Raw genomic sequence first — 22,028 nt, forward strand, 5'->3', positions numbered from 1 at the left:
TTTAAACTTTCTTCTCAGTCCGTTGAGAACGCTTCAGTGTTCTAACGCTGAAGCGTTCTCAACGAACCTTAAGCCGGGTAAATCCGCAACCGTCGATTAGGTTCATCACCAAAGCTAGAAGAACGCAAGCGGTAATGTTCAACCAACTCATGCTGCATTTTCCGCACCGTCGCCGAACGAGGTAGCAACTCCACAGGTTGTCCTTTCGGAATTACAATCTGTTCCACCGCCAATCTCGCCTCTTCCAGCGCCTCAATCTCGTCATCGCTGCCTTTCTTAGTGAAAAGCCGCAAATCCGGTAAATCAAGCACTTCACCTACATCAATATGCAACATCCGCTGCAAACCGTGAGTAATTTCCGCTACAGTGCTCGCCTTAATCGTATGAATCGGAATATGACGCGCCTTCGAGATTTGCCGCAGTTTCGAGTGATTTTTTACATGAGATCTCAGCGCCAAAACCGCATCCGCCCCATCTAAATCTTTAGTCAAAACTACAGGCAACTTCAACACCTGAATCACCTGATCGAGTTGATGGCGACTAATCCCATAAGGATAGATATGCAGCGGCAAATCTTCCCCATTCGGACCCGCCATAAACTCATCTTCCGCAAAACCAAAATCTTGCTTAAAAGCACCCTTGCGCGGGAAAGAAGCATCCAAAAGTTGCTCAAAACTTTGCTTTTCCGGCAAAACTTCTGTTTTAGCTGAAGAAACCGGAGTCATTTGCCCCGAAGCACGCCAACCATTAGGTTTCCAAGTCGGCGTAGACTGAGGTTGATGGGAAGAAATCGGATTAACGGGTAACTCTCTGGTAATTTTCACTTCCCCAGCTTCGTTTACAGTTCGCACTTGCAAACTCGGTTGTCTTCCCCGCAGCAAGGTATCCACTGTATCCGCAGTACTTTCGTGAACTACCCAGCGTTCCCGTTCCAACATTTCGATCGCAATTTCAAATGTTGGCGGTGCTTTCCGTTCCAAAACCGTCTTTTGCGAACCCCGTCGCCGCGCCTCTTCATCACCCAAGGTAACAGCTTGAATTCCCCCCACCAAATCTGACAAAGTAGGGTTTTTAATCAAGTTTTCAATCCGATTACCGTGAGCCGTACCAACTAACTGTACACCTCTCTCGGCAATGGTACGCGCCGCTAACGCCTCTAACTCTGTGCCAATTTCATCAATGACAATCACTTCTGGCGTATGATTTTCTACCGCCTCAATCATCACTTGATGTTGTAATTCTGGACGTGCAACCTGCATCCGTCGCGCCCTTCCAATCGCAGGGTGAGGAATATCGCCATCCCCAGCAATTTCGTTAGAGGTGTCAATAATTACCACCCGCTTATTTAATTCATCCGCTAAAACACGGGCAATTTCTCTCAAAGCAGTGGTTTTACCCACACCCGGACGACCTAGCATCAAAATTGATTGACCAGTTTCTACCAAGTCTCGGATCATGCCGATCGTACCAAAAATCGCCCGACCCACACGGCAAGTTAAACCAATAATCTCATCCGTGCGGTTGCGAATCCCACTAATTCGGTGTAGGGTTTGCTCAATGCCTGCTCGGTTATCGCCGCTAAAATGCCCTACCCGACTAATGCAATAACTCAAATCTTCCCGTGAAACAGGCTGTTCGGAAAGATAATCTGCTTTGCCAGGAAAACGTGCTTCAGGTCGCCGCCCCAAATCTAATACCACTTCTACCAAAGTATCTTTTAATGGGTGCTGCTCCACAGCCTGTCTAATATTTGCTGGCAAAATCTCTACTAACTTATGAAGATCGTCAGTAATCAGTTTTTTTCCCACGGTAACATCTTTAACACTCATTGTTAATTCTGAATTTGCCTGGTGATTCAGTTGGCTTGTACCGTTGGAATTGATCGTCTTGATTGGCATGAGCAAATGGCGATAAAGGGAATTGTTTGTTAATGCAAATCTCTCTAGTCAAGCTTGTAGTACAAAAATCTTGCCGACAATGCCAGATTATGCTCTTAGCTCGACCTTAGAACCTCTTTATTGAATTTGGCGTATGAACTTTCATACTACAATCATACTTCAATTTCATCGGTTGTCAGCCTACTTTTTCGCGGTTAGGTGATTTAATTTGGGAAACTAAGGAATCAGCTAAAGAAACTGCTTGCCAGAGAAGTTCAGGATGATCTTCTAAATTGACTCTTTGTTGTGGTAAGATAAGCGATGCACTTAAAGAGTCGGTTTTAGCGGCTGCGGCTTCTAGCCGATCGAGAATTGGCGATAACATTACACGAGCAAAGCTACCATAAGCAATCCCAGCAATATAGTTTTGGTTTTGGGATTTAGGGAAATATTGCGGATTAGGTTTTTCGGATATCTTTGCTGAGTAATCGCCTAACTGAGAATTAAGCAGATTGACTGCTTTTAGTTTACTAACTGTGTGGTTATTCGTACCTCCTGCTAATTGAACATATCCGGGTAGCCCTGCGGCTAAAACCTTTTTTCCTAGTTTAATGGCAGCATGAGTCGTTCCCGCACCAATATCACCACTCATGGGACGACCATCGGTTTGCCAAATTAACTCACAAGGCAAAGGTTTCATTAAATCGTACAGTGCCCAAAGGTAGTTAATTAGACCTTCTCCATCGGGACAACTAATGGCGACTACCTTTAGTTTATTTACCCCGGGTGCGATCGCACTCCACAACCTTTGGAAATCTGCCAACCTACCAACCTGGGTATGAATTTCCACAGCGTCCACAGATGTTTGTAATACCAAAGGTGCTACAGCCTCCGGTGTCGAAATGTATGCACGAGTGAAAATCAAATTGCTAGGGCAAATTGGTATACATCTACCACATCCGTAACATAATTGATCCAAAACTCCAGAAAAATTATTATTTGTGCGATCGAACACGATCGCATCCGCCGGACAAACACTTTCACAAGGACGGGGACATTCGGTTGGACACTCAGTAACATCAAACTGCGCCTTCCGAAAATGAGGATCTTCCCCATCATTCAAACTGGTCATTAACAAAGGCAAACCTTTAAAGCCAAACCCTCGCCGTTGAGCTTCTTCGCCAAAACTCAGCGCAGTCTCCAGCGCCTCTTTCGCCGCCACAATCACCGCTGGATCGGCAGCCACATCAATACAATCCGCACCCGCTAAGGTGTAAACCAAACTTAGGTTTCTTACTGCTGGAAGGTGTTGGAAACTGGCTCCGCAAATCAACTTAAACCAGCGACCTTCCCGAAGAGAATGTAAAGGAGAGAAGTTATTAGTCACACTTATATAGTAATACCTTCCTCACCAAATCGGGAACGGAGAGACAAGGAGATCAAGGGAAGAAGCGAACACTTAAACTTTCTCCCTAAATTAAAACTTTCCTAATCCCCAGTCTCCTTTTACCTAATCATTAATTGCATTCAGCAACACTTCAGCTAAAGTCATATCTGCCATATCATCCATCGTCACAGTATCGCAAATATCGAACTTAGCACCAGCACCTTGCAAGTCATCATCCAACGCTTTTAAAAACCGACTTGCAGTAGCATCAGAACCTACTTGAATCATCGAAATTGCTAACTCTTCATCTCGATCCAATTGGCGAGATGCTTCAATAATTGCACGCATTACACCTTTGCGATCGTCCGGTTCTCCATCAGTAACAACTAAAATTGTTTCACCACCCGCTTTAGTTTCTCCAGAAGCTTTGCGCTGAAAATATTGCTTAATTGCATCTTCCAAAACCCCAGCTAAATTAGTTGTACCAGCCGGATCGTTTTCTTGAAAAATCTGCTCAACCTTGCTAGAAGTCACATTATCATAACGCTTAAACCGACTAGAAAATAAGTAAACCGTAATCCCATCCGGGTCAAATTGTTCGCACTTTCTCGCCAATGCTAAAGTAGACTCTTGTGCAGCTTCCCAACGACTTCTTCCACCTACTTGATCGGGAGTAGACATACTGCCACTTTTGTCAATTATTAATGTATAATCTCGGTCTTGCATAATAACCTCTCTGGGACTAGGGACTAGGGACTAGGGATTAGGGACTGGGGAAAATTCTTAACTTACTAAGATGTAACTAATCACTTTTATTTTCCAGTTCCAAACCAAAAGTAATGGATAATCAATTAGAGAAAATCTTATCAATTATCCATTACTAATTTTACCTAATCAATAATTGCATTTAACAACACTTCACTGAGGGTGAAACCTTCCATATCATCTAAGGTGACTGTATCAACAATGTCAAACTTTGCTCCCGCATTTTGCAAATCATCATCTAATGCTTTGAGGAAACGAGTAGCAGTTTGATCTTTACCAACTTGAATCAATGAAATTGCTAATTCTTCATCTCTATCTAGCTGGCGAGAAGCTTCAATAATTACTCGCATTACCGCTTTGCGATCGTCCGGTTCCCCATCCGTAATTACCAAAATTGTCTCACCATTTTGCTTAGTTTCACCTGCTACTTTCCTTTGTAAATAACTATCAGTAGCATTTTTTAAAACACTAGCCAAATCAGTAGTTCCAGAAGGGTCATTTTCTTGGAAAATTTGAGCAACTTTATCCGATGTTACATTGTCGTAACGTTTGAATCGACCGGAAAATAAGTAAACCGTAATCCCATCTGGATCGAACTGTTCGCATTTTCTCGCTAATGCTAAAGTTGACTCCTGTGCAGCTTGCCAACGAGTTCTGTTCCCCGGTTGATCGGGGGTAGACATACTACCGCTTTTGTCAATAATTAATGTATAGTCGCGTTCTTCAAGCATAGAACCTCCAGCCCATACAAAACAACTCGAAAAAACTTTTCTCGTTCTTCATCTAGCCTATCCTAATTTCCCAAAAGAATTTTGAAAAAGCTAGAAAAAATTGCTATAACTCAATCATGGAGTATATAAATTTACCAGAACTATGCAAAACTGGTAGTTAAGATTGAGTTTCTTTTAAAGCTTGCAAGTAATCAATTGCGGCTTCCAATTTTGAAGAATAACTATAAGCAAATTCTTCAAACCAAAGACCTTCAGACGATCGCGGATTCAACTTCTTCAACCAAGCTTCTGCTTCTTTCTTTAAAGCTTCTCTTTGTTGTTGTTTAATTCTTTCTTGTCTAATCTTCTCCTCTTTGATTTGTTGTTGCCTTTTCAGTTCTTCCGCTTGATCCTGTTCAGCAAATTCCGCTTTTATTTGCGACAGTAAAGCATCTTCGTGAGAAGTAGGAGAAAAGGATTTTTGCCTTGATTTTGTTGGCGGTGGTAAATTGGGTAATTTCGGCTCGATCGCATTTTCCCTTTTCGCCGGAGGTTGCTTTTTCTGTTGCCCTGGATTATCCTTCTCTTGATACTCAGATTTAATCTGAGCTAATAAATCATCGATCGATTCCATAATTGCTTAGCCCTCATAACTGCTAATCAGTAAATTGCAGAATCTTCCCTCATAAAACTCCTAATCAACAATTGCATTTAACAGCACTTCCGTCAGAGTCATATCTTCCATATCATCAATAGTAACTGTATCTACAATGTCAAATTTTGCCCCCGCACCTTGCAACTCATCATCTAAAACTTTCAAGAAAGTTCTGGCTTGTTGATCGGTGCCCACTTGAATAAAAGTAATCGCTAACTCTTCATCTTTATCCATCTTACGCGAAGCTTCAATAATTACTCGCATTACCGCTTTGCGATCGTCCGGTTCCCCATCCGTAACTACCACAATTGTTTCCCCATTCAGCTTAGTTTGTCTACCAGCTTTCCGCGCAAAATAATCATTAGTTGCATCCAGTAAAACACCCGCTAAATCTGTCCTTCCCGAAGGTTCATTTTCCCGGAAAATATCACTAACTTTGCTAGAAGTTACATTATCGTAACGCTTAAATTTTCCCGAAAATACATAAACCGTCAACCCATCAGGATCTAACTCTTCACATTTACTGGCAATAGCTAAAGTAGACTCTTCCATCGCCTTCCAGCGACTCTTCCCACCAGGCTGATCTTTAGTCGCCATACTACCGCTTTTGTCAATAATTAGTGTATAATCGCGATTCTCTAGCATAAATTCCGATCTCCGTTCAATAATCCTAATTCCAAGGTATCAAACCTCTGGCTTATCTACATTCACCCAAAAGCCAAAAAGCAGAGGAAAGTTGAACTCTCCCCTGCTTTCTTCTGGTATCTTGTGGCGCTTCAGCGCAAAAGCGCCACAACACACTCTTAAGCAGCAGCTAAAGTATTTGCTAAAGGTTCCCAGCGGAAAGTACGATCGCCACCCATCTCCACCGCCAACTTCAATCGTGGCTCTATCTTCGGTAACATTGTTAAATACTCAATTTCCTGACGAGAAAGCACCTGTCCCTCAATAATCCATACCAAAAGACCCTTAGACTTAGGCGGTAACTGTTCCAATTGAGTAGTTAAAATCGGTGGCACATAGTAAACATAACCCACAGCCGCCCCAGAACCTAAACTTTTCTTACCTAAATGTGGCGGACGTACCCCATGCACTCCAGTTAGATACATACTGAGATCGCCTAAACCCTTAGCCGAAATGTTCAAGCTTGTATAACCAGCCGCCCTGATCCTTCTTTGGTAACGACCCTCAAAACCCCCTTCCAGTGGCACATAGAGTGCTAGCGCCCCAGAACTTTCCAAATCTCGAATCAATTTATTACCAGTTGTAATTAATGCCATAAATTCGCCTTTATCGTCTGTGGCTAACTGCTCGATCGCTTCATGAAGCTTCAAATATAGTAATTTTAATCTTTGATTACCCAATCAAGAAATAGAACTTACTTTTCATTCCCATAGCAAAAGCCACCCAGTCCCCAGTCCCCAGTCCCCAACCCCAAAAAATATCTTTGCCATCATCTAGACAATTCTTAAAATATGGTCTATAGTAAACAATTGTGGTCAAAATTTCAGTAACTTTGCCCTCGCTCAAGAGTGGCAAAAATGTCTGAATAGAGCCAAACGGATAGATGCGCTCGGTCAACTTTGGCAGCCGGAACACCAACAGCTTGAGCCAAAGAGTAACCCAAAGATGGGCGGTACTGTCAAGTAAACCAACAAGCCACATTATTTTATCTGGCTCAAAAAAAGGATACTGAGTAGTTTGCTACTTAAGTCCAAGTGCCAGCAAAAAATGACCAGGCTATTGCTTGGCCTACCAAACAGCTTTAAATAGCAAGTTGACGCTTAATAATCGGACTTCCGGGAAGTAAAAGCTTTGGGAAGTCCAATAATGGTCTGACTGCTGTTTTGCTTAGGTTACAACCATCTAATCTCAAAGACCGAACATCTGGAAACAGTTCAATTACATTCAACTGAAACCAGAAGAGTGTAGTCAGAAAAACGGGTTCTCCAAAAGGGAATCTGGCGAATTGTAGTGCGTAAATTAAGGAGAGACCACGTACTGTGGCGATCGGAATCCTCGGCACCAAATTAGGCATGACCCAAGTGTTTGACTCAGTAGGAAAAGCCATTCCTGTCACCGTAGTTCAAGCAGGCCCATGCCCCGTAACGCAGATAAAGACCAAAGAAACAGACGGTTATACTGCAATCCAAATTGGATTTGGCGAAGCTAGTTCCAAGGCAATCAACAAGCCAGAAAAAGGACACTTAGCTAAATCTAACAGTGCGCCCTTGCGTCATCTGCGCGAGTATCGCTTAGATAATCCCAGTGAATATCAACTGGGTCAAGAAATTAAAGTAGATATATTTGCCCCAGATCAAATAGTGGACGTTGTAGGCACAAGCATTGGTAAAGGCTTTGCCGGATATCAAAAACGCCACAACTTTAAACGGGGCCCAATGGCTCACGGTTCCAAAAACCATAGATTGCCCGGTTCTACGGGTGCTGGGACGACACCAGGAAGAGTCTATCCCGGTAAGCGGATGGCAGGACGTTTAGGCGGAGAGCGAGTCACCATTCGCAAACTAACAGTAGTTAGCATCGATGCCGAACGCAACTTGATCTTAATCAAGGGAGCATTGCCCGGTAAACCAGGTGCTTTGCTCAGTATTACCCCAGAGAAAAAGGTCGGCAAATAGTCGTAGGGGCGGGTTTAGCAGACAATCTGGCGTAACCTACAGACAATCCCTGAACAAAACCCGCCCGTACAGTTGTCATCAGTCATTAATAGCCGAATGACAAATGACGAATAACAAAGGACAAAAAATATGGTTAACTGTGTAGTAAAAAACTGGGAAGGGCAAGAAGTTGGGCAAGCAACTTTAGAATTGAGAGTTGCTAAAGAAGAAAATGCGGCTCACATTGTCCACCGCGCACTGGTACGGCAAATGACCAATGCACGGCAAGGAACTTCTAGCACCAAAACTCGATCGGAAGTTAGAGGTGGCGGTCGCAAACCTTGGCGACAAAAAGGCACCGGACGCGCTAGAGCAGGTTCGATTCGTTCTCCATTGTGGCGTGGTGGTGGTGTAATCTTCGGGCCAAAACCCAGAGATTTCAACGTCAACATGAACCGCAAAGAACGGCGCTTAGCTCTGAGAACAGCTTTAATGAGCCGGGATGCGGATCTGATAGTCATCGAAAGTTTTGCCGAAAAATTACCTCGACCCAAAACCAAAGAGTTAGTAACGGCACTTACCCGTTGGGGTGTAGAACCAGAAGCAAAAGTTTTGTTGATCGTTTCCGAAAAAGACGAAAACCTTTACTTGTCAGCCCGGAATATTGCCAAGTTGAAATTAATTTCAGCTGATTGCTTGAATGTCTACGATTTACTGTGGGCCGATAAATTAGTGACCACACCCCAAGCTTTGGCAAAAATACAGGAGGTCTACAGTGAGTGAGTTTGATCCTCGTTACCTTGCCGATATTGTTTATCGCCCGATCGTAACTGAAAAAGCAACTATTCTCATGGAGCAGAATAAGTACACTTTTGAAGTTGTTCCCAAAGCGACAAAACCAGAAATTAAGGCAGCGATCGAAAATTTGTTTGATGTGAAAGTGACGAGTGTAAACACCCTTTTGCCACCGAGAAAACAACGTCGAGTTGGCAAATTTACTGGGTTTAAAGCTCGATATAAAAAAGCGATCGTCACTATAGATCCCGACGACGTAGAAAAAATTAGACAAACCCTGTTCCCAGAAGTTTAATCCCCCTTACACGAGTTGTAAGGGCGGGTTTAGTAAACAACCTTTGCCACTCATAAACAATTTTTGGGCAAAACCCGCCCCTACTTCTTACACAGAACTGAGGACGCAAAAAAATGGGCACCCGTTCCTTTAGGCCATACACACCCGGTACTCGACAATGTACCATCTCCGACTTCTCCGAAATCACCAAAAGTGAACCAGAGAAATCCCTAACAGTATCCAATCATCGCAAAAAAGGCCGCAACAATCGCGGCGTAATTACCAGCCGTCGTCGTGGTGGGGGACACAAACGCCTCTACCGCATCGTTGACTTTCGCCGGGACAAACATAATATTCCCGCCAAAGTAGCAGCAATAGAATACGACCCCAACCGTAACGCAAGGCTAGCTCTACTGTTCTACAAAGACGGTGAAAAGCGTTACATCATTCATCCCAACGGTTTAGCAGTAGGAACGGAAGTAATCTCCGGCCCAGATGCTCCCTTTGAAATTGGTAACGCACTACCTTTAGGTAACATCCCCTTGGGTACAAACGTTCACAACGTCGAACTAGTAGCAGGTAAAGGCGCTCAAATCGTTCGTGCTGCTGGCGCTACCGCCCAAGTCGTAGCAAAAGAAGGGAACTACGTTACCCTGAAATTACCATCAGGCGAAGTCCGCATGATTCGCCGTGAATGCTATGCCACTATCGGTCAAGTAGGAAACCTCGACGCGAGAAACCTCAGCACCGGAAAAGCAGGTCGTAACCGTTGGAAAGGTCGCCGTCCCAAAGTTCGGGGTAGCGTAATGAACCCCGTAGACCACCCTCATGGCGGTGGAGAAGGACGTGCACCGATCGGAAGAAGTGGGCCAGTTACCCCTTGGGGTAAACCAACCTTGGGTGCAAAAACCCGCAAACCGAAAAAACCCAGTAGCAAATTAATCGTGCGTCGTCGCCGGAAATCGTCTAAACGCGGTCGTGGCGGTCGGAATGCTTAGAATTTTCGATTTTAGATTTTAAATTTTAGATTCAAAAAATCCCAAATCCAAAATCTAAAGTCCTCAACTGCAAAATCCTTTCATCCCAAATCGAACTATGAGTCGATCGTTAAAAAAAGGGCCTTTCGTAGCCGATCACTTGTTGAAAAAAATCGAAGCCTTAAACGAAAAAAAAGAAAAACAAGTCATTAAAACTTGGTCTAGGGCTTCTACCATCCTGCCCCAAATGGTAGGCCATACCATCGCCGTACACAACGGTCGTCAGCACGTACCAGTTTACATTTCTGACCAGATGGTGGGACATAAATTAGGCGAATTTGCGCCAACTCGCACCTTTAAAGGGCATTCCAAAAAAGATGTAAAAGGTCGTCGATAATTTGTTTTGTCATTAGTCATTAGTCATCAGTCATTGGTCACGAGATTAACGAATGACAAATGACAAATGACAAATAACGAATGACAAATGGCAAAGTGGAGAAAAATATGGCTGACAACAATGAAATGAAAGCGATACGTGCTAACGCACGCGCTACCGCGACCGCACGTTACATACGAATGTCACCGTATAAAGTACGTCGCGTTCTCGACCAAATTCGTGGGCGTTCCTATCGGGAGGCTTTAATCATTCTGGAGTTCATGCCCTACAAAGCTTGTGAACCAGTCCTCAAGGTATTGCGTTCCGCCGTCGCCAACGCCGAACATAACGCAGGTTTAGACCCCACAAAACTAATTGTCAGCACCGCCTTTGCTGACGGTGGCCCTAGCCTGAAACGGTTTCGCCCTAGAGCGCAAGGACGTGCTTACCAAATTCGCAAACCAACTTGTCACATTACAGTTGCCGTTGCGGAAGCAGAATAATCACTAGGAGGAAAGATTTTTAGATTTAGATTGCAGATGGCAAAGTTCCAAAATCTAAAATCTAAAATCTAAAATCTAAAATCACTTTGAGGACGTATCAGTGGGACAAAAAATTCATCCAGTTGGTTTTCGTCTAGGTATCACCCAAGAACATCAATCTCGGTGGTTCGCTAGCCCCTCTCGTTACCCGGAGATCTTAGAAGAAGATCACAAAATCCGCGAGTATGTCGAGAAAAAACTCAATCAAGAACAAAAGGCTGGTATTTCCGATGTCAGAATTGAACGGAAAGCCGACCAAATCGATTTAGAAATTCGGACTGCTAGACCTGGTGTAGTAGTAGGACGTGGCGGTACAGGTATTGAAAACCTGAGAACCGGACTTCAAGAAGCACTCGGCAACAATCGTCAAATTCGCGTCAACGTTGTTGAAGTTACCAGAGTTGATGCCGAAGCTAACTTAATCGCCGAGTACATCGCCCAACAACTCGAAAAACGGGTTTCCTTCCGCAGAGTAGTTCGCCAAGCCATTCAACGCGCTCAAAGAGCCGGAATTGAAGGCATTAAAGTCCAAGTCAGCGGTCGCCTCAACGGTGCAGAAATCGCTCGCACTGAATGGACAAGAGAAGGTAGAGTCCCCCTACATACCCTACGGGCAGATATCGATTTCTCTTATCGCACCGCTAAAACGATTTATGGCATTTTGGGCGTGAAGGTCTGGGTTTTCAAAGGTGAAATTATCCCCGGACAAGAACGAGTGGAAGCCGCTCCCCCTCCCGGAGGAAATAACCGCCGTCGCCAACCTAACAAACGTCGCCAGCAGTTTGAAGACCGTTCTAACGAAGGATAAAGAGTATGTTAAGTCCTAAAAGAACAAAATTCCGTAAACAACAACGCGGGCGCATGACAGGCTTGGCACACAGAGGCAGTAACCTGAACTTTGGTGAATTCGGCCTCCAAGCCTTAGAACCATCTTGGATTACCTCTCGGCAAATCGAAGCTAGCCGTCGTGCGATGACTCGCTACATTCGTCGGGGTGGCAAAATCTGGATTCGGATTTTCCCAGATAAACCTGTAACGATGCGTGCCGCAGAAACTCGGATGGGCTCCGGTAAAGGTGCTCCTGAGTTTTGGGTAGCTGTGGTGAAACCGGGAAGAATCATGTTTGAAATTACTGGTGTACCCGAAGAAACTGCCCGTGAAGCTATGCGTTTGGCTGCTAATAAGTTGCCAATTAAAACCAAATTTGTCGTGCGTTCTGAGGAGCAGGTGTAAAGATGCCTCTACCAAAGATTTCGGAAGCCAGAGACTTGACCGACGCTGAATTAGCTAAGCAAATTCTCGAACTTAAACAAGAACTGTTTAAGTTGCGCTTACAAAAAGCAACTCAAAGATTGGAAAAGCCACACCAATTTAAACACGCAAAACATCGTTTGGCGCAATTATTAATGGTGGAAGGCGAACGTCAAAAAGCAGCTGCTCAAGTTGCACCAGAAGCAGAACAGGAGTAGAGAGCAATGGCTGTTAAAGAAAGAGTCGGATTAGTTGTTAGTAACAAGATGGATAAAACGGTGGTGGTGGCGATCGAAAACCGATCGCCTCACCCCAAGTACGGCAAAATCGTGGTGCAAACCAAAAAATATAAAGCCCACGATCAAGAAAATAAGTGTAACGAAGGCGATCGGGTTCGCATCCGGGAAACTCGTCCTCTAAGCCGTACCAAACGCTGGGAAGTTGCCGAAATCCTCACCACCAAATAGTAAGTAATCGGTGACAAAATTATCCATCTAATCTAATCACCAATTACCAAATTCAAGCGAGTAAAACCGTGATTCAACCCCAAACTTACCTCAACGTTGCTGATAATAGCGGTGCCAAAAGATTAATGTGTATCCGGGTTTTAGGTGCCGGAAACAGCCGCTATGGTCATGTGGGTGATGTGATTATCGCCGTCGTTAAAGACGCAATCCCCAACATGGCAGTGAAAAAATCAGATGTAGTTCGCGCAGTTATCGTGCGTACCAAAAAAGCCCAGCGTCGCGAAAGCGGTATGAGCATTCGTTTCGATGATAACGCCGCCGTGATCATCAACGCCGATGGCAACCCCAAAGGCACTCGTGTATTCGGTCCTGTGGCACGGGAACTGCGTGACAAAAACTACACCAAAATAGTTTCCCTCGCCCCGGAGGTGCTGTAATGGCTAAAAGTAAAAAAGCAGAAAAAGTGCGAACTAAAATGCACGTCAAAAAAGGCGATACCGTGCAAGTAATCTCTGGCAAAGATAAAGGTAAAGTCGGAGAAATTACGCAAGCAATCCCTGAAACAAGTCAGGTAGTAGTTCAAGGTGTAAACGTCAGAACTAAGCACGTAAAACCCCAACAAGAAGGTGAATCAGGTCGCATTATTACTTTTGAAGCACCAATTCATAGTTCTAATGTGATGCACTATTCCAGCAAACAAAATGTCGCTAGTCGCATTTGTTATACATTTAATGAAGCTGGTAAAAAAGTGCGGATGCTAAAGAAAACTGGGGAAATTCTTGACAAATAAACCCGATCGGGATTTAAGGATTTACTTGATGAACTGGATTGATGATTTGATTTGTCCAAAATCCCTAAATCTAAAAACTAAAACCTAAAATCTAACATTTCCTGACCAAGCCCAGGAAAGACAGGTAAAACCAATGACACAAAGACTAAAAACCACCTATCAGGAAAAAATTGTTCCCCAACTAAAGGAACAATTCAATTACACGAATATTCATCAGGTACCGAAGATTGTTAAAGTGACCTTGAACCGAGGTTTAGGTGAAGCAGCTACTAATGCTAAAGCTTTGGAATCTTCCCTGACTGAAATTGGTTTAATTGCTGGTCAAAAACCAGTGGTGACTAGAGCGAAAAAGGCGATCGCAGGCTTTAAAATCCGTGAAGGAATGCCAGTGGGAATCATGGTAACTTTACGGGGCGACAGAATGTATGCTTTTCTCGATCGACTCATCAACCTAGCCCTACCCCGGATTAGAGACTTTCGGGGAATCAGCCCAAAAAGCTTCGATGGTCGCGGTAACTACAGTTTAGGCGTAAGAGAACAACTGATATTCCCCGAAATCGAATACGACAAAATCGACCAAATTCGTGGCATGGACATCTCCATTATTACCACAGCCAAAACCGACGAAGAAGGCCGCGCCTTACTCAAGGCTTTTGGGATGCCCTTCCGCGATCAATAAGGAGGAAAAGATGGCGGTAAATGACACTATTGCAGATATGCTGACGCGCATCCGCAATGCAAACTTAGCGCGGCATCAAACAACGATGGTACCCGCAACCAGAATGACTCGCTCAATAGCCAGAGTTTTACAAGAAGAAGGATTTATTAGTGAGTTTAGCGAAGCTGGCGAAGGCGTAAAAAAACATTTAGTAATTTCCTTGAAATATAAAGGAAAAAATCGCCAACCAATCATTACAGCACTCAAAAGAGTTAGTAAACCAGGATTGCGGGTTTACTCCAATCGTAAAGACTTGCCGAGAGTTTTGGGTGGAATTGGGATTGCGATCATTTCTACTTCTAGTGGGATTATGACCGATCGAGAAGCCCGCCGCCAAAATGTAGGTGGAGAAGTGCTTTGCTATGTCTGGTAGTACTCATTCGATTTTTGATTTTTGATTAAAGAACCAAATCATCTAAAAATCTAAAATCCAAAATCGGTTGACAAACCACAAGTGATAAACCACAGAGGAAAGAATTGCCATGTCTCGGATTGGTAAGCGTCCTATTAGCGTACCGGATAAAGTTACAGTAACAATTGACAACCAGAAAGTTGCTGTTAAAGGCCCAAAAGGAGAATTATCTAGAGTTCTCCCCGAAGGAATTAAAGTTCAGCAAGACGGAGGCACCTTAAACGTTATTCGGGAAAACGACTCCCGCGTTCTCCGTCAGTTACACGGGTTATCTCGCACCTTAGTCGCCAACATGGTCGAAGGTGTTTCCCAAGGATTCCAACGCCGCCTAGAAATTCAAGGAGTTGGTTATCGGGCAAGAGTGGATGGTCGCAATCTAATTTTAGTTGTCGGCTACAGCCACGAAGTCAAGATCGAACCACCACCAGGAATTCAAATGGCAGTGGAAGGCAACGTTAACGTCACAGTTAGTGGCATCAGTAAAGAAGAAGTGGGCAATTTAGCCGCGAGAATTCGTGCCGTCCGCCCACCAGAAGTTTATAAAGGCAAAGGCATTCGCTATGCCGGAGAAGTAGTCAGACGCAAAGCTGGTAAAGCTGGTAAGGCAGGGAAGAAATGAAGCTTACTCGCAGACAATCAAAAGAAAATCGCCATCGCCGGATTCGTCGCAAGGTTTTTGGCACATCCGAACGTCCCCGTTTGGCAGTATTTCGTTCCCACGAGCATATCTATGCTCAAGTGATCGACGATACTCAACATCACACCTTGGTTGCTGCTTCTACAGTAGAACCATCCTTGAGACAAAGTTTGGATTCTAAATCTACCTGTGCAGCTTCCACCGAAGTAGGTAAATTAATCGCCCAACGTTCTCTAGAAAAAGGCATTCAAAAAGTAGTCTTTGACCGCGGTGGTAATCTCTATCACGGTCGGATTAAAGCACTGGCTGAAGCAGCCCGGGAAGCCGGATTAGATTTTTAATTGTCATTAGTCATCAGTCATTGGTCATTGGAATTAAGCAAGAGAAATTCCATTATTTAAATTAAATTTCTCAAGATAATGACAAATGACAAATGACAAATGACAAATGACAAATGACAAATAATCAAGGAAAACAATTATGGCGGAGAAAGGTCGCGGTAAAAAAAGTAGCCGCACTAAGGAAAAAGAAACTAACTGGCAAGAACGGGTAATTCAAATCCGTAGAGTCAGCAAAGTAGTTAAAGGCGGGAAAAAACTTAGCTTCCGTGCGATCGTAGTCGTAGGTAACGAACGCGGTCAAGTCGGAGTCGGAGTTGGTAAAGCCAGCGACGTAATCGGCGCAGTCAGAAAAGGCGTAGCCGATGGCAAAAAACACCTCGTCGAAGTTCCTCTAACCAAAGCTAACTCAATTCCTCACCCGATCAACGGCAAAGGCGGCGGAGCTAAAGTGATTATGCGTCCAGCAGCCCCAGGTACAGGGGTAATCGCAGGCGGCGCAGTCCGTACAGTATTGGAATTAGCCGGAGTCCGCAATATTCTAGCCAAACAACTTGGCTCCAATAACCCACTTAATAACGCCAGAGCTACTGTTAACGCCCTGGAAACCCTGAGAACCTTCAACGAAGTTGCTGAAGACCGGGGAATTCCACTAGAAAATATCTTCGGATAGTCTGATGTCGTCGGTCATTAGTCATTGGTAACTATTTCAGTTCTCCAAATGACATAAGACAATTAAGCAATAACATCAGACTAAAGAACTAAGGAAAAAAGACTATGAGACTCAATGACGCTCTGCCTAAAGAAGGCTCAAAAAAACGTCCCCGCCGTCTAGGTCGAGGTATTTCCGCCGGACAAGGTGCTAGCGCAGGTAAAGGGATGCGTGGTCAAAAGGCTCGTTCTGGTGGCAGCACTCGACCCGGATTTGAAGGCGGACAACAACCTCTGTACCGTCGGATACCCAAGTTAAAACACTTTACGGTCATCAATCCTCGCCAGTACACTACCATTAATGTAAGTAAACTGGCATCCCTCCCAGCCAATACCGAAGTAACCCTGGACTCACTCATGTCAGCTGGCATTATTACAGCTAACAATGGGCCCCTGAAACTCTTGGGAGATGGAGAGTTAAGCACACCTTTGCGAGTCAAAGCCGCAGCTTTTACAGCCGGAGCCCGCAGCAAAATTGAAGCCGCAGGTGGCACTTGCGAGGTAGAAGAGAAAACCAGAGGTTAACCGATTTTCGATTGGCGATTGGCGATTGGCGATTTAGGAATCAATTAAACAATCCAAAAATCTAACATCAAAAATCTAAAATCGAAAATACGTCCTACGCGAACGCCAAGAGGTAAACCTGAAATTATGATCAGTCGAGAAAAAGCTCCCACGGCTCAGGAGACATTCGCTCAGATGGCCCAAGCAGCTGGACTGCGCGGTAGGCTGCTTGTCACCGTGGGGCTGTTAATTTTGGTCAGATTGGGCGTTTTCTTACCTGTACCAGGAATCGATCGCCAAGCATTCAGAGCGCAAGTGCAAAACAGTCCTTTAGTTGGCTTGTTGGATTTGTTCTCTGGAGGCGGAATTGTTGCTTTGGGCATTTTTGCCTTGGGGATTCTGCCTTTTATTAATGCTTCGATTATTATGCAGCTACTGACAGCTGCCCTTCCTTCTTTAGAAAATCTCCAGAAAAATGAAGGGGAAGCAGGTCGCCGGAAGATTTCCCAGTGGACACGCTATGTAGCTCTGGTATGGGCTGTAATTCAAAGTATCGGTATTTCTATTTGGGTTAGCCCGTTTGCAGAAGTGGCTAATCCCGGATTTTGGTTTTATGCCAAAACTGTGGTCGCTCTCACCGCTGGCTCGATGTTTGTCATGTGGGTTTCGGAACTGATTACAGAGCGAGGTCTGGGAAATGGAGCTTCTCTGCTGATTTTTCTAAATATTGTCGCAGTTGTACCGAAATCTTTCGCCGCTACTATTGATTTGGCTCAAACGGGCGGAAGAGAAATTGTTGGTAAGGTGATCATTCTCTTGGTTGTATTCTTGGTGATGATCGTCGGCATCGTTTTTGTCCAAGAAGGTAGTCGCCGGATTCCAATTATTTCTGCTCGTCGCCAAGTAGGTCGCAAGTTGTATTTAGAGAAAAGCAGTTACTTGCCTTTGCGTTTGAATCAAGGCGGGGTAATGCCGATTATCTTTGCCTCTGCTGTCCTGTTTTTACCTGCTTCTTTGGCGAATTTTGTCCAAAATGAAACTTTAAATAGAATAGCAGCCACTTATCTGAATCCTGGTAGTCCGGTTTATGTGATTACTTATTTGGTTTTGATTCTTTTCTTTAGCTATTTCTACGCTTCGTTGATTGTCAACCCCGTAGATTTGGCACAAAACCTGAAGAAAATGGGTTCTAGTATTCCCGGTATTCGCCCTGGTAAAGCTACTAGCGAGTATGTAGAAAGAGTTCTTAATCGCTTGACTTTCTTGGGGGCGGTTTTCTTGGGTGTTGTGGCGATCGTACCTACAGCAGTGGAAAGTGCTACTGTGGGAACTTTCCGGGGATTGGGGGCAACCTCTTTGTTGATTCTGGTTGGGGTGGCGATCGATACGTCAAAACAAATCCAGACTTATGTAATTTCTCAGCGATATGAAGGAATGGTGAAAGAGTAGTGACAGTGACGCGATTGATTTTTCTGGGACCCCCAGGCGCAGGAAAGGGAACTCAAGCTCAAAAGGTAGCTGAGATATGTGGCATTCCTCATATTTCCACTGGGGAAATTTTACGCAATGAAGTGGCTCAAAGTACTCCTTTGGGCATCCAAGCTAAGTCGTATCAGGAAAAGGGCGAACTGGTTCCAGATGGACTGATTTTGGATATGGTTAGCCACAGGCTGTCTGAGTCGGATGCTCAGCCAGGTTGGATTTTAGATGGTTTTCCGCGAAATGTGACTCAAGCTAAGTTTCTTGATGAACTGTTGGAGAAATTAGCCCAAAAGTGCGATCGGGTGATTAACCTAGAAGTCCCAGATGAAATTATCGTCGATCGGCTGTTAAAACGCGGTAGGCCAGATGACATTGAAGAAGTAATTCGTCGTCGTTTGGAAGTTTATCGCGAACAAACAGCACCTTTGATTGATTACTATAGTCAGCGTCAGCTACTCGTTTCCGTTCAAGGCAATCAGTCGATGGCAGAAGTTACCTCAGATTTGGAAAAATCTGTCAATTTGAACTGCTAACAGCCATGATTTTTTCCTGATAAATTGAATGGGTTCTCAACCAACCCATTCAAAATACTCCCGAATGCCCAGGAGTGGCTTGACCAGGAAAATTGATAAGTTATGTTAAAATGTGCTAGGCTTCTGGCTCTATCGCTGGGAAAAATCATCTGGCAACAGATTCAATCATTATAAATTGTCGAGTTGAGGAAAAAAACAATTGTCTAAACAAGACTTAATTGAAATGGAAGGAACCGTAACCGAATCATTGCCTAATGCTATGTTCAGAGTAGACCTGGATAATGGGTTTAATGTTTTGGCTCATATCTCCGGGAAGATTCGCCGGAATTACATCAAAATATTACCAGGCGATCGCGTCAAAGTAGAGCTAACTCCCTACGACTTAACCAAAGGTCGGATTACATATCGCTTACGGAAAAAGTAAGAATAGATTGATTTAGCTTTTGATTAGCAATTAGTTAACTCTAATTAGACGTTAATTGACTGACAAATAAAATAGGAAATGATATAATATTTAGTTTGTAGTCCAGCCCAAAAAAGGCATGAAAGTTCGAGCATCAGTTCGCAAAATCTGTGAAAAATGCCGCGTTATCCGTAGACGCGGTAGAGTTATGGTGATCTGCTCCAACCCGAAGCACAAACAACGCCAAGGTTAATCAACGCAGACTCGATTTACTTAAGAACATTTTAGTTCTGGAAACCATTTGTAGCAACCATCAAAGATAGGGGGAAGCAAGCGTGGCAAGGATTGCCGGGGTAGACCTTCCGCGGGACAAGCGCGTAGAAATCGGTCTGACCTACATCTATGGAATCGGATTAACCCGGTCTAAAGAAATTCTCGCTGAGACCAAAATTAATCCCGACACTCGTGTAAAAGACCTTACAGATGCTGATGTCGCAGCACTGCGAGCCACAGTAGAAAGTAACTACCAAGTAGAAGGAGATCTCAGGCGCTGGGAAGCAATGAATATCAAGCGCCTGATTGATATTGCTAGTTATCGCGGTCGTCGTCATCGCAGCGGCTTACCTGTACGGGGACAAAGAACTCGTACCAACGCTCGGACTCGTCGCGGTAGACGTTTAACTGTGGCTGGTAAGAAGAAAGCACCAGCTAAGAAGTAAGACTTTGGGTAGTAACCCGATACAGAATCCCAGAATATTACAACCAACAAGTTAAGTTAAAACCCAGCGATAGAGCAATATGGCGCGACAAACAACCAGAAAACCAGGTGCGAAAAAGCAAAAGCGCAACGTACCCAATGGTGTGGCTTACATTCAGTCAACTTTTAACAATACGATCGTCACCATTAGCGATCAAAATGGTGATGTGATCTCCTGGGCCTCAGCAGGCTCCAGCGGATTTAAGGGAGCGAAAAAAGGAACTCCCTTTGCGGCGCAGACAGCTGCCGAAGGTGCGGCTAGAAGAGCGATCGATCAAGGAATGCGACAAATTGAAGTTATGGTCAGCGGCCCCGGTGCAGGTCGGGAAACCGCAATCAGAGCAATTCAAGGCGCTGGATTAGAAATTACCCTGATTCGCGATATTACTCCCATTCCTCACAACGGCTGTCGCCCACCCAAACGTCGTCGCGTGTAAACAAAAACGACTGTTTGACAACATTACCTTCTCGCCTGTGAGCAGAGGAATGGGGTGTTCTCACCAAAAATACAAGCGTGAGTATCTGGGGGTAAGCATCTGGACATTCAGCAGAAAAAGTAATTAGGGGAGGCAGCAATAGCAGCCTTCCAAAGGATCTAGGAAGAACGGGGGAGACGAAGTGGCGCAGTTTCACATTGAATGTGTCGAGTCTAACATTGAGAAAAATCGGGGTCAATACAGCAAATTTGTCCTAGAGCCACTGGAAAGAGGTCAAGGAACCACTGTAGGCAACGCATTAAGGCGAGTGTTACTGTCCAATTTACCTGGAACAGCAGTCACCGCCGTCCGGATCGCCGGAGTTAATCACGAGTTTGCCACAATTCCAGGAGTCCGGGAAGACGTGCTGGAGATTCTTTTAAATATGAAAGAAATAGTCTTCAAAAGTCATATCCCAGGCCCACAAATTGGTCGTCTAGTGGCAACAGGTCCGGGAACAGTGATTGCCTCACAATTTGACTTACCTTCCGAAGTGGAAGTAGTAGACCCCAGTCAATATGTCGCAACACTGGCACCTGGGGCAAAATTAGAAATCGAATTTCGGATGGAAACCGGAAAAGGTTATCGTTCGGTAGAACGGGGCCATGATGAGTCCGCTGCTTTGGATTTTCTCCAAATCGACGCAGTATTTATGCCAGTTCGCAAGGTAAACTACAGCGTTGAAGAAGTGCGTGCTGACGGTTCTCAAGAAAAAGACCGTCTGCTGATGGAAATTTGGACTAATGGGAGCATTAGTCCGCAAGAGGCACTTTCGCAAGCGGCAAATCTGTTAGTGGATTTGTTCCAACCTCTAACTGATATTAGTACTCATGCGATCGGACCTGAACCATCAGATGAGCAAGATCCGACTAGCCAAATCCCGATCGAAGAATTACATCTCTCAGTTCGGGCCTATAACTGTTTGAAACGGGCACAAATTAATTCCGTCGCCGACTTACTGGATTATACCCAGGAAGATTTACTGGAAATCAAAAACTTTGGTCAAAAATCAGCCGAAGAAGTGATCGAAGCTTTACAAAAACGCTTAGGAATCACTTTACCTAAAGAAAAGTCTGCCAAACCCAACGCTTAACCAAATAGTTTTCAGGGATGAGTGATGAGTTTTAAGTTACTAACTTAACTCAAAATTCAAAACCCAACACTGTTTTGGTGATGCTGAGTTCAAGATACATAAGGAAATGTTATGCGTCACGGTCGTCGTATCCCTCAACTAAGTAAGCCAGCTGACCAGCGAAAGGCTCTGTTAAGAGCTTTGACAACCCAACTGTTACGTTATGGTCGGATTGAAACTACCGTTACTAGAGCTAAAGCAGTTCGTTCGGAAGCCGATCGAATTATCACCTTAGCTAAAGATGGCTCCTTGTCTGCCCGTCGTCAAGCAATGGGCTATCTTTACGATAAACAACTAGTTCACGCCTTGTTTGAACAAGTGGGCGAACGTTACAGCAATCGTCAAGGCGGTTATACTCGCATTCTGCGAACTGTAAACCGTCGTGGCGATAACGCAGAAATGGCAATTATTGAGCTAGTGTAAAGCCGATTTGAGATTTTA

Annotated in this window: 34 protein-coding genes; 26 read left to right on the forward strand and 8 right to left on the reverse strand. The window is 44.4% G+C overall.

Features of this window, described 5'->3' with window-relative positions:
- Window positions 1–68 precede the first annotated feature (68 nt).
- The 8 genes from ACE1B6_RS01745 to ACE1B6_RS01780 form a co-directional block, all read right to left on the reverse strand.
- A complete protein-coding gene (locus ACE1B6_RS01745) occupies window positions 69–1,829 on the reverse strand; it encodes a R3H domain-containing nucleic acid-binding protein (protein ID WP_413255510.1) in 1,761 nt (586 codons plus the stop codon).
- 244 nt (window positions 1,830–2,073) lie between these two features.
- The gene (ldpA, locus tag ACE1B6_RS01750) at window positions 2,074–3,264 is read right to left on the reverse strand and encodes a circadian clock protein LdpA (RefSeq protein WP_413255511.1); all 1,191 of its coding nucleotides are present in this window, start codon (window positions 3,262–3,264) and stop codon (window positions 2,074–2,076) included.
- A 123-nt stretch (window positions 3,265–3,387) separates the two neighbouring features.
- A complete protein-coding gene (locus tag ACE1B6_RS01755) occupies window positions 3,388–3,993 on the reverse strand; it encodes a vWA domain-containing protein (protein WP_413255612.1) in 606 nt (201 codons plus the stop codon).
- A 161-nt stretch (window positions 3,994–4,154) separates the two neighbouring features.
- Window positions 4,155–4,760, reverse strand: coding sequence for a vWA domain-containing protein (locus tag ACE1B6_RS01760; protein WP_413255512.1), 606 nt, complete (start codon window positions 4,758–4,760; stop codon window positions 4,155–4,157).
- Between the two features lie 157 nt (window positions 4,761–4,917).
- Complete coding sequence (locus ACE1B6_RS01765; protein WP_413255513.1) at window positions 4,918–5,373, reverse strand: salt stress protein, Slr1339 family; 456 nt, start codon at window positions 5,371–5,373, stop codon at window positions 4,918–4,920.
- 60 nt (window positions 5,374–5,433) lie between these two features.
- Complete coding sequence (locus ACE1B6_RS01770; RefSeq protein ID WP_413255514.1) at window positions 5,434–6,039, reverse strand: vWA domain-containing protein; 606 nt, start codon at window positions 6,037–6,039, stop codon at window positions 5,434–5,436.
- Between the two features lie 158 nt (window positions 6,040–6,197).
- Window positions 6,198–6,674 carry an NAD(P)H-quinone oxidoreductase subunit N gene (gene ndhN, locus ACE1B6_RS01775; protein ID WP_413255613.1) on the reverse strand — a complete coding sequence of 159 codons (477 nt, stop codon included), beginning with the start codon at window positions 6,672–6,674 and terminating at the stop codon, window positions 6,198–6,200.
- A gap of 76 nt (window positions 6,675–6,750) precedes the next feature.
- On the reverse strand, window positions 6,751–7,059 hold the full coding sequence (locus ACE1B6_RS01780) for a hypothetical protein (RefSeq protein WP_413255515.1): 309 nt from the start codon (window positions 7,057–7,059) through the stop codon (window positions 6,751–6,753).
- Between the two features lie 338 nt (window positions 7,060–7,397).
- Here ACE1B6_RS01780 and rplC point away from each other — a divergent pair, with 338 nt between their 5' ends.
- The 26 genes from rplC (at window position 7,398) to rplQ (ending at window position 22,010) form a co-directional block, all read left to right on the forward strand.
- Window positions 7,398–8,033 (forward strand): 50S ribosomal protein L3, encoded by a 636-nt coding sequence (rplC, locus tag ACE1B6_RS01785; protein ID WP_413255516.1) that lies wholly within the window; start codon window positions 7,398–7,400, stop codon window positions 8,031–8,033.
- A gap of 129 nt (window positions 8,034–8,162) precedes the next feature.
- Window positions 8,163–8,795: a 50S ribosomal protein L4 gene (rplD, locus tag ACE1B6_RS01790; RefSeq protein ID WP_413255517.1), complete on the forward strand. Its 633-nt coding sequence runs from the start codon at window positions 8,163–8,165 to the stop codon at window positions 8,793–8,795.
- Complete coding sequence (locus ACE1B6_RS01795) at window positions 8,788–9,102, forward strand: 50S ribosomal protein L23 (protein WP_413255518.1); 315 nt, start codon at window positions 8,788–8,790, stop codon at window positions 9,100–9,102. The genes rplD and ACE1B6_RS01795 overlap by 8 nt, the downstream gene beginning before the upstream one ends.
- Before the next feature lie 113 nt (window positions 9,103–9,215).
- Window positions 9,216–10,079, forward strand: a complete 864-nt coding sequence (rplB, locus tag ACE1B6_RS01800) for a 50S ribosomal protein L2 (RefSeq protein ID WP_413255519.1) — start codon at window positions 9,216–9,218, stop codon at window positions 10,077–10,079.
- Between the two features lie 97 nt (window positions 10,080–10,176).
- Complete coding sequence (gene rpsS / locus ACE1B6_RS01805; RefSeq protein ID WP_413255520.1) at window positions 10,177–10,455, forward strand: 30S ribosomal protein S19; 279 nt, start codon at window positions 10,177–10,179, stop codon at window positions 10,453–10,455.
- A 107-nt stretch (window positions 10,456–10,562) separates the two neighbouring features.
- Window positions 10,563–10,937: a 50S ribosomal protein L22 gene (rplV, locus tag ACE1B6_RS01810; protein ID WP_413255521.1), complete on the forward strand. Its 375-nt coding sequence runs from the start codon at window positions 10,563–10,565 to the stop codon at window positions 10,935–10,937.
- Between the two features lie 100 nt (window positions 10,938–11,037).
- Window positions 11,038–11,784, forward strand: a complete 747-nt coding sequence (gene rpsC / locus ACE1B6_RS01815) for a 30S ribosomal protein S3 (protein WP_413255522.1) — start codon at window positions 11,038–11,040, stop codon at window positions 11,782–11,784.
- 5 nt (window positions 11,785–11,789) lie between these two features.
- On the forward strand, window positions 11,790–12,209 hold the full coding sequence (gene rplP, locus ACE1B6_RS01820; RefSeq protein ID WP_413255523.1) for a 50S ribosomal protein L16: 420 nt from the start codon (window positions 11,790–11,792) through the stop codon (window positions 12,207–12,209).
- Between the two features lie 2 nt (window positions 12,210–12,211).
- A complete protein-coding gene (gene rpmC, locus ACE1B6_RS01825; protein ID WP_413255524.1) occupies window positions 12,212–12,445 on the forward strand; it encodes a 50S ribosomal protein L29 in 234 nt (77 codons plus the stop codon).
- A gap of 6 nt (window positions 12,446–12,451) precedes the next feature.
- Window positions 12,452–12,694, forward strand: a complete 243-nt coding sequence (gene rpsQ / locus ACE1B6_RS01830; RefSeq protein WP_413255525.1) for a 30S ribosomal protein S17 — start codon at window positions 12,452–12,454, stop codon at window positions 12,692–12,694.
- 68 nt (window positions 12,695–12,762) lie between these two features.
- Entirely contained in the window at window positions 12,763–13,131 is a 369-nt protein-coding gene (gene rplN / locus ACE1B6_RS01835) for a 50S ribosomal protein L14 (RefSeq protein ID WP_413255526.1), read from the forward strand.
- A complete protein-coding gene (gene rplX, locus ACE1B6_RS01840; protein ID WP_413255527.1) occupies window positions 13,131–13,484 on the forward strand; it encodes a 50S ribosomal protein L24 in 354 nt (117 codons plus the stop codon). The genes rplN and rplX overlap by 1 nt, the downstream gene beginning before the upstream one ends.
- 133 nt (window positions 13,485–13,617) lie before the next feature.
- On the forward strand, window positions 13,618–14,163 hold the full coding sequence (gene rplE / locus ACE1B6_RS01845) for a 50S ribosomal protein L5 (RefSeq protein WP_413255528.1): 546 nt from the start codon (window positions 13,618–13,620) through the stop codon (window positions 14,161–14,163).
- Between the two features lie 10 nt (window positions 14,164–14,173).
- A complete protein-coding gene (gene rpsH, locus ACE1B6_RS01850) occupies window positions 14,174–14,575 on the forward strand; it encodes a 30S ribosomal protein S8 (protein WP_413255529.1) in 402 nt (133 codons plus the stop codon).
- Between the two features lie 109 nt (window positions 14,576–14,684).
- Window positions 14,685–15,233, forward strand: a complete 549-nt coding sequence (gene rplF / locus ACE1B6_RS01855) for a 50S ribosomal protein L6 (RefSeq protein WP_413255530.1) — start codon at window positions 14,685–14,687, stop codon at window positions 15,231–15,233.
- Window positions 15,230–15,592, forward strand: a complete 363-nt coding sequence (rplR, locus tag ACE1B6_RS01860) for a 50S ribosomal protein L18 (protein ID WP_413255531.1) — start codon at window positions 15,230–15,232, stop codon at window positions 15,590–15,592. The genes rplF and rplR overlap by 4 nt, the downstream gene beginning before the upstream one ends.
- Before the next feature lie 139 nt (window positions 15,593–15,731).
- Window positions 15,732–16,262, forward strand: a complete 531-nt coding sequence (gene rpsE, locus ACE1B6_RS01865; RefSeq protein WP_413255532.1) for a 30S ribosomal protein S5 — start codon at window positions 15,732–15,734, stop codon at window positions 16,260–16,262.
- A gap of 104 nt (window positions 16,263–16,366) precedes the next feature.
- Window positions 16,367–16,825, forward strand: coding sequence for a 50S ribosomal protein L15 (rplO, locus tag ACE1B6_RS01870; protein ID WP_413255533.1), 459 nt, complete (start codon window positions 16,367–16,369; stop codon window positions 16,823–16,825).
- A 123-nt stretch (window positions 16,826–16,948) separates the two neighbouring features.
- A complete protein-coding gene (gene secY, locus ACE1B6_RS01875; RefSeq protein ID WP_413255614.1) occupies window positions 16,949–18,253 on the forward strand; it encodes a preprotein translocase subunit SecY in 1,305 nt (434 codons plus the stop codon).
- A 5-nt stretch (window positions 18,254–18,258) separates the two neighbouring features.
- Window positions 18,259–18,819: an adenylate kinase gene (locus tag ACE1B6_RS01880; protein ID WP_413255534.1), complete on the forward strand. Its 561-nt coding sequence runs from the start codon at window positions 18,259–18,261 to the stop codon at window positions 18,817–18,819.
- A 199-nt stretch (window positions 18,820–19,018) separates the two neighbouring features.
- Complete coding sequence (gene infA / locus ACE1B6_RS01885; protein WP_006276978.1) at window positions 19,019–19,243, forward strand: translation initiation factor IF-1; 225 nt, start codon at window positions 19,019–19,021, stop codon at window positions 19,241–19,243.
- A gap of 118 nt (window positions 19,244–19,361) precedes the next feature.
- Window positions 19,362–19,475, forward strand: a complete 114-nt coding sequence (gene rpmJ / locus ACE1B6_RS01890) for a 50S ribosomal protein L36 (protein WP_071782548.1) — start codon at window positions 19,362–19,364, stop codon at window positions 19,473–19,475.
- A gap of 82 nt (window positions 19,476–19,557) precedes the next feature.
- On the forward strand, window positions 19,558–19,941 hold the full coding sequence (rpsM, locus tag ACE1B6_RS01895; protein WP_413255535.1) for a 30S ribosomal protein S13: 384 nt from the start codon (window positions 19,558–19,560) through the stop codon (window positions 19,939–19,941).
- A gap of 79 nt (window positions 19,942–20,020) precedes the next feature.
- Window positions 20,021–20,416, forward strand: a complete 396-nt coding sequence (gene rpsK, locus ACE1B6_RS01900; protein ID WP_413255536.1) for a 30S ribosomal protein S11 — start codon at window positions 20,021–20,023, stop codon at window positions 20,414–20,416.
- 181 nt (window positions 20,417–20,597) lie between these two features.
- The gene (locus tag ACE1B6_RS01905) at window positions 20,598–21,548 is read left to right on the forward strand and encodes a DNA-directed RNA polymerase subunit alpha (RefSeq protein WP_413255537.1); all 951 of its coding nucleotides are present in this window, start codon (window positions 20,598–20,600) and stop codon (window positions 21,546–21,548) included.
- 111 nt (window positions 21,549–21,659) lie between these two features.
- Window positions 21,660–22,010, forward strand: coding sequence for a 50S ribosomal protein L17 (rplQ, locus tag ACE1B6_RS01910; RefSeq protein ID WP_413255538.1), 351 nt, complete (start codon window positions 21,660–21,662; stop codon window positions 22,008–22,010).
- Window positions 22,011–22,028 lie beyond the last annotated feature (18 nt).

It is taken from the genome of Floridaenema fluviatile BLCC-F154 (assembly GCF_041929135.1).
GTDB classification, from domain to species: domain Bacteria; phylum Cyanobacteriota; class Cyanobacteriia; order Cyanobacteriales; family Aerosakkonemataceae; genus Floridanema; species Floridanema fluviatile.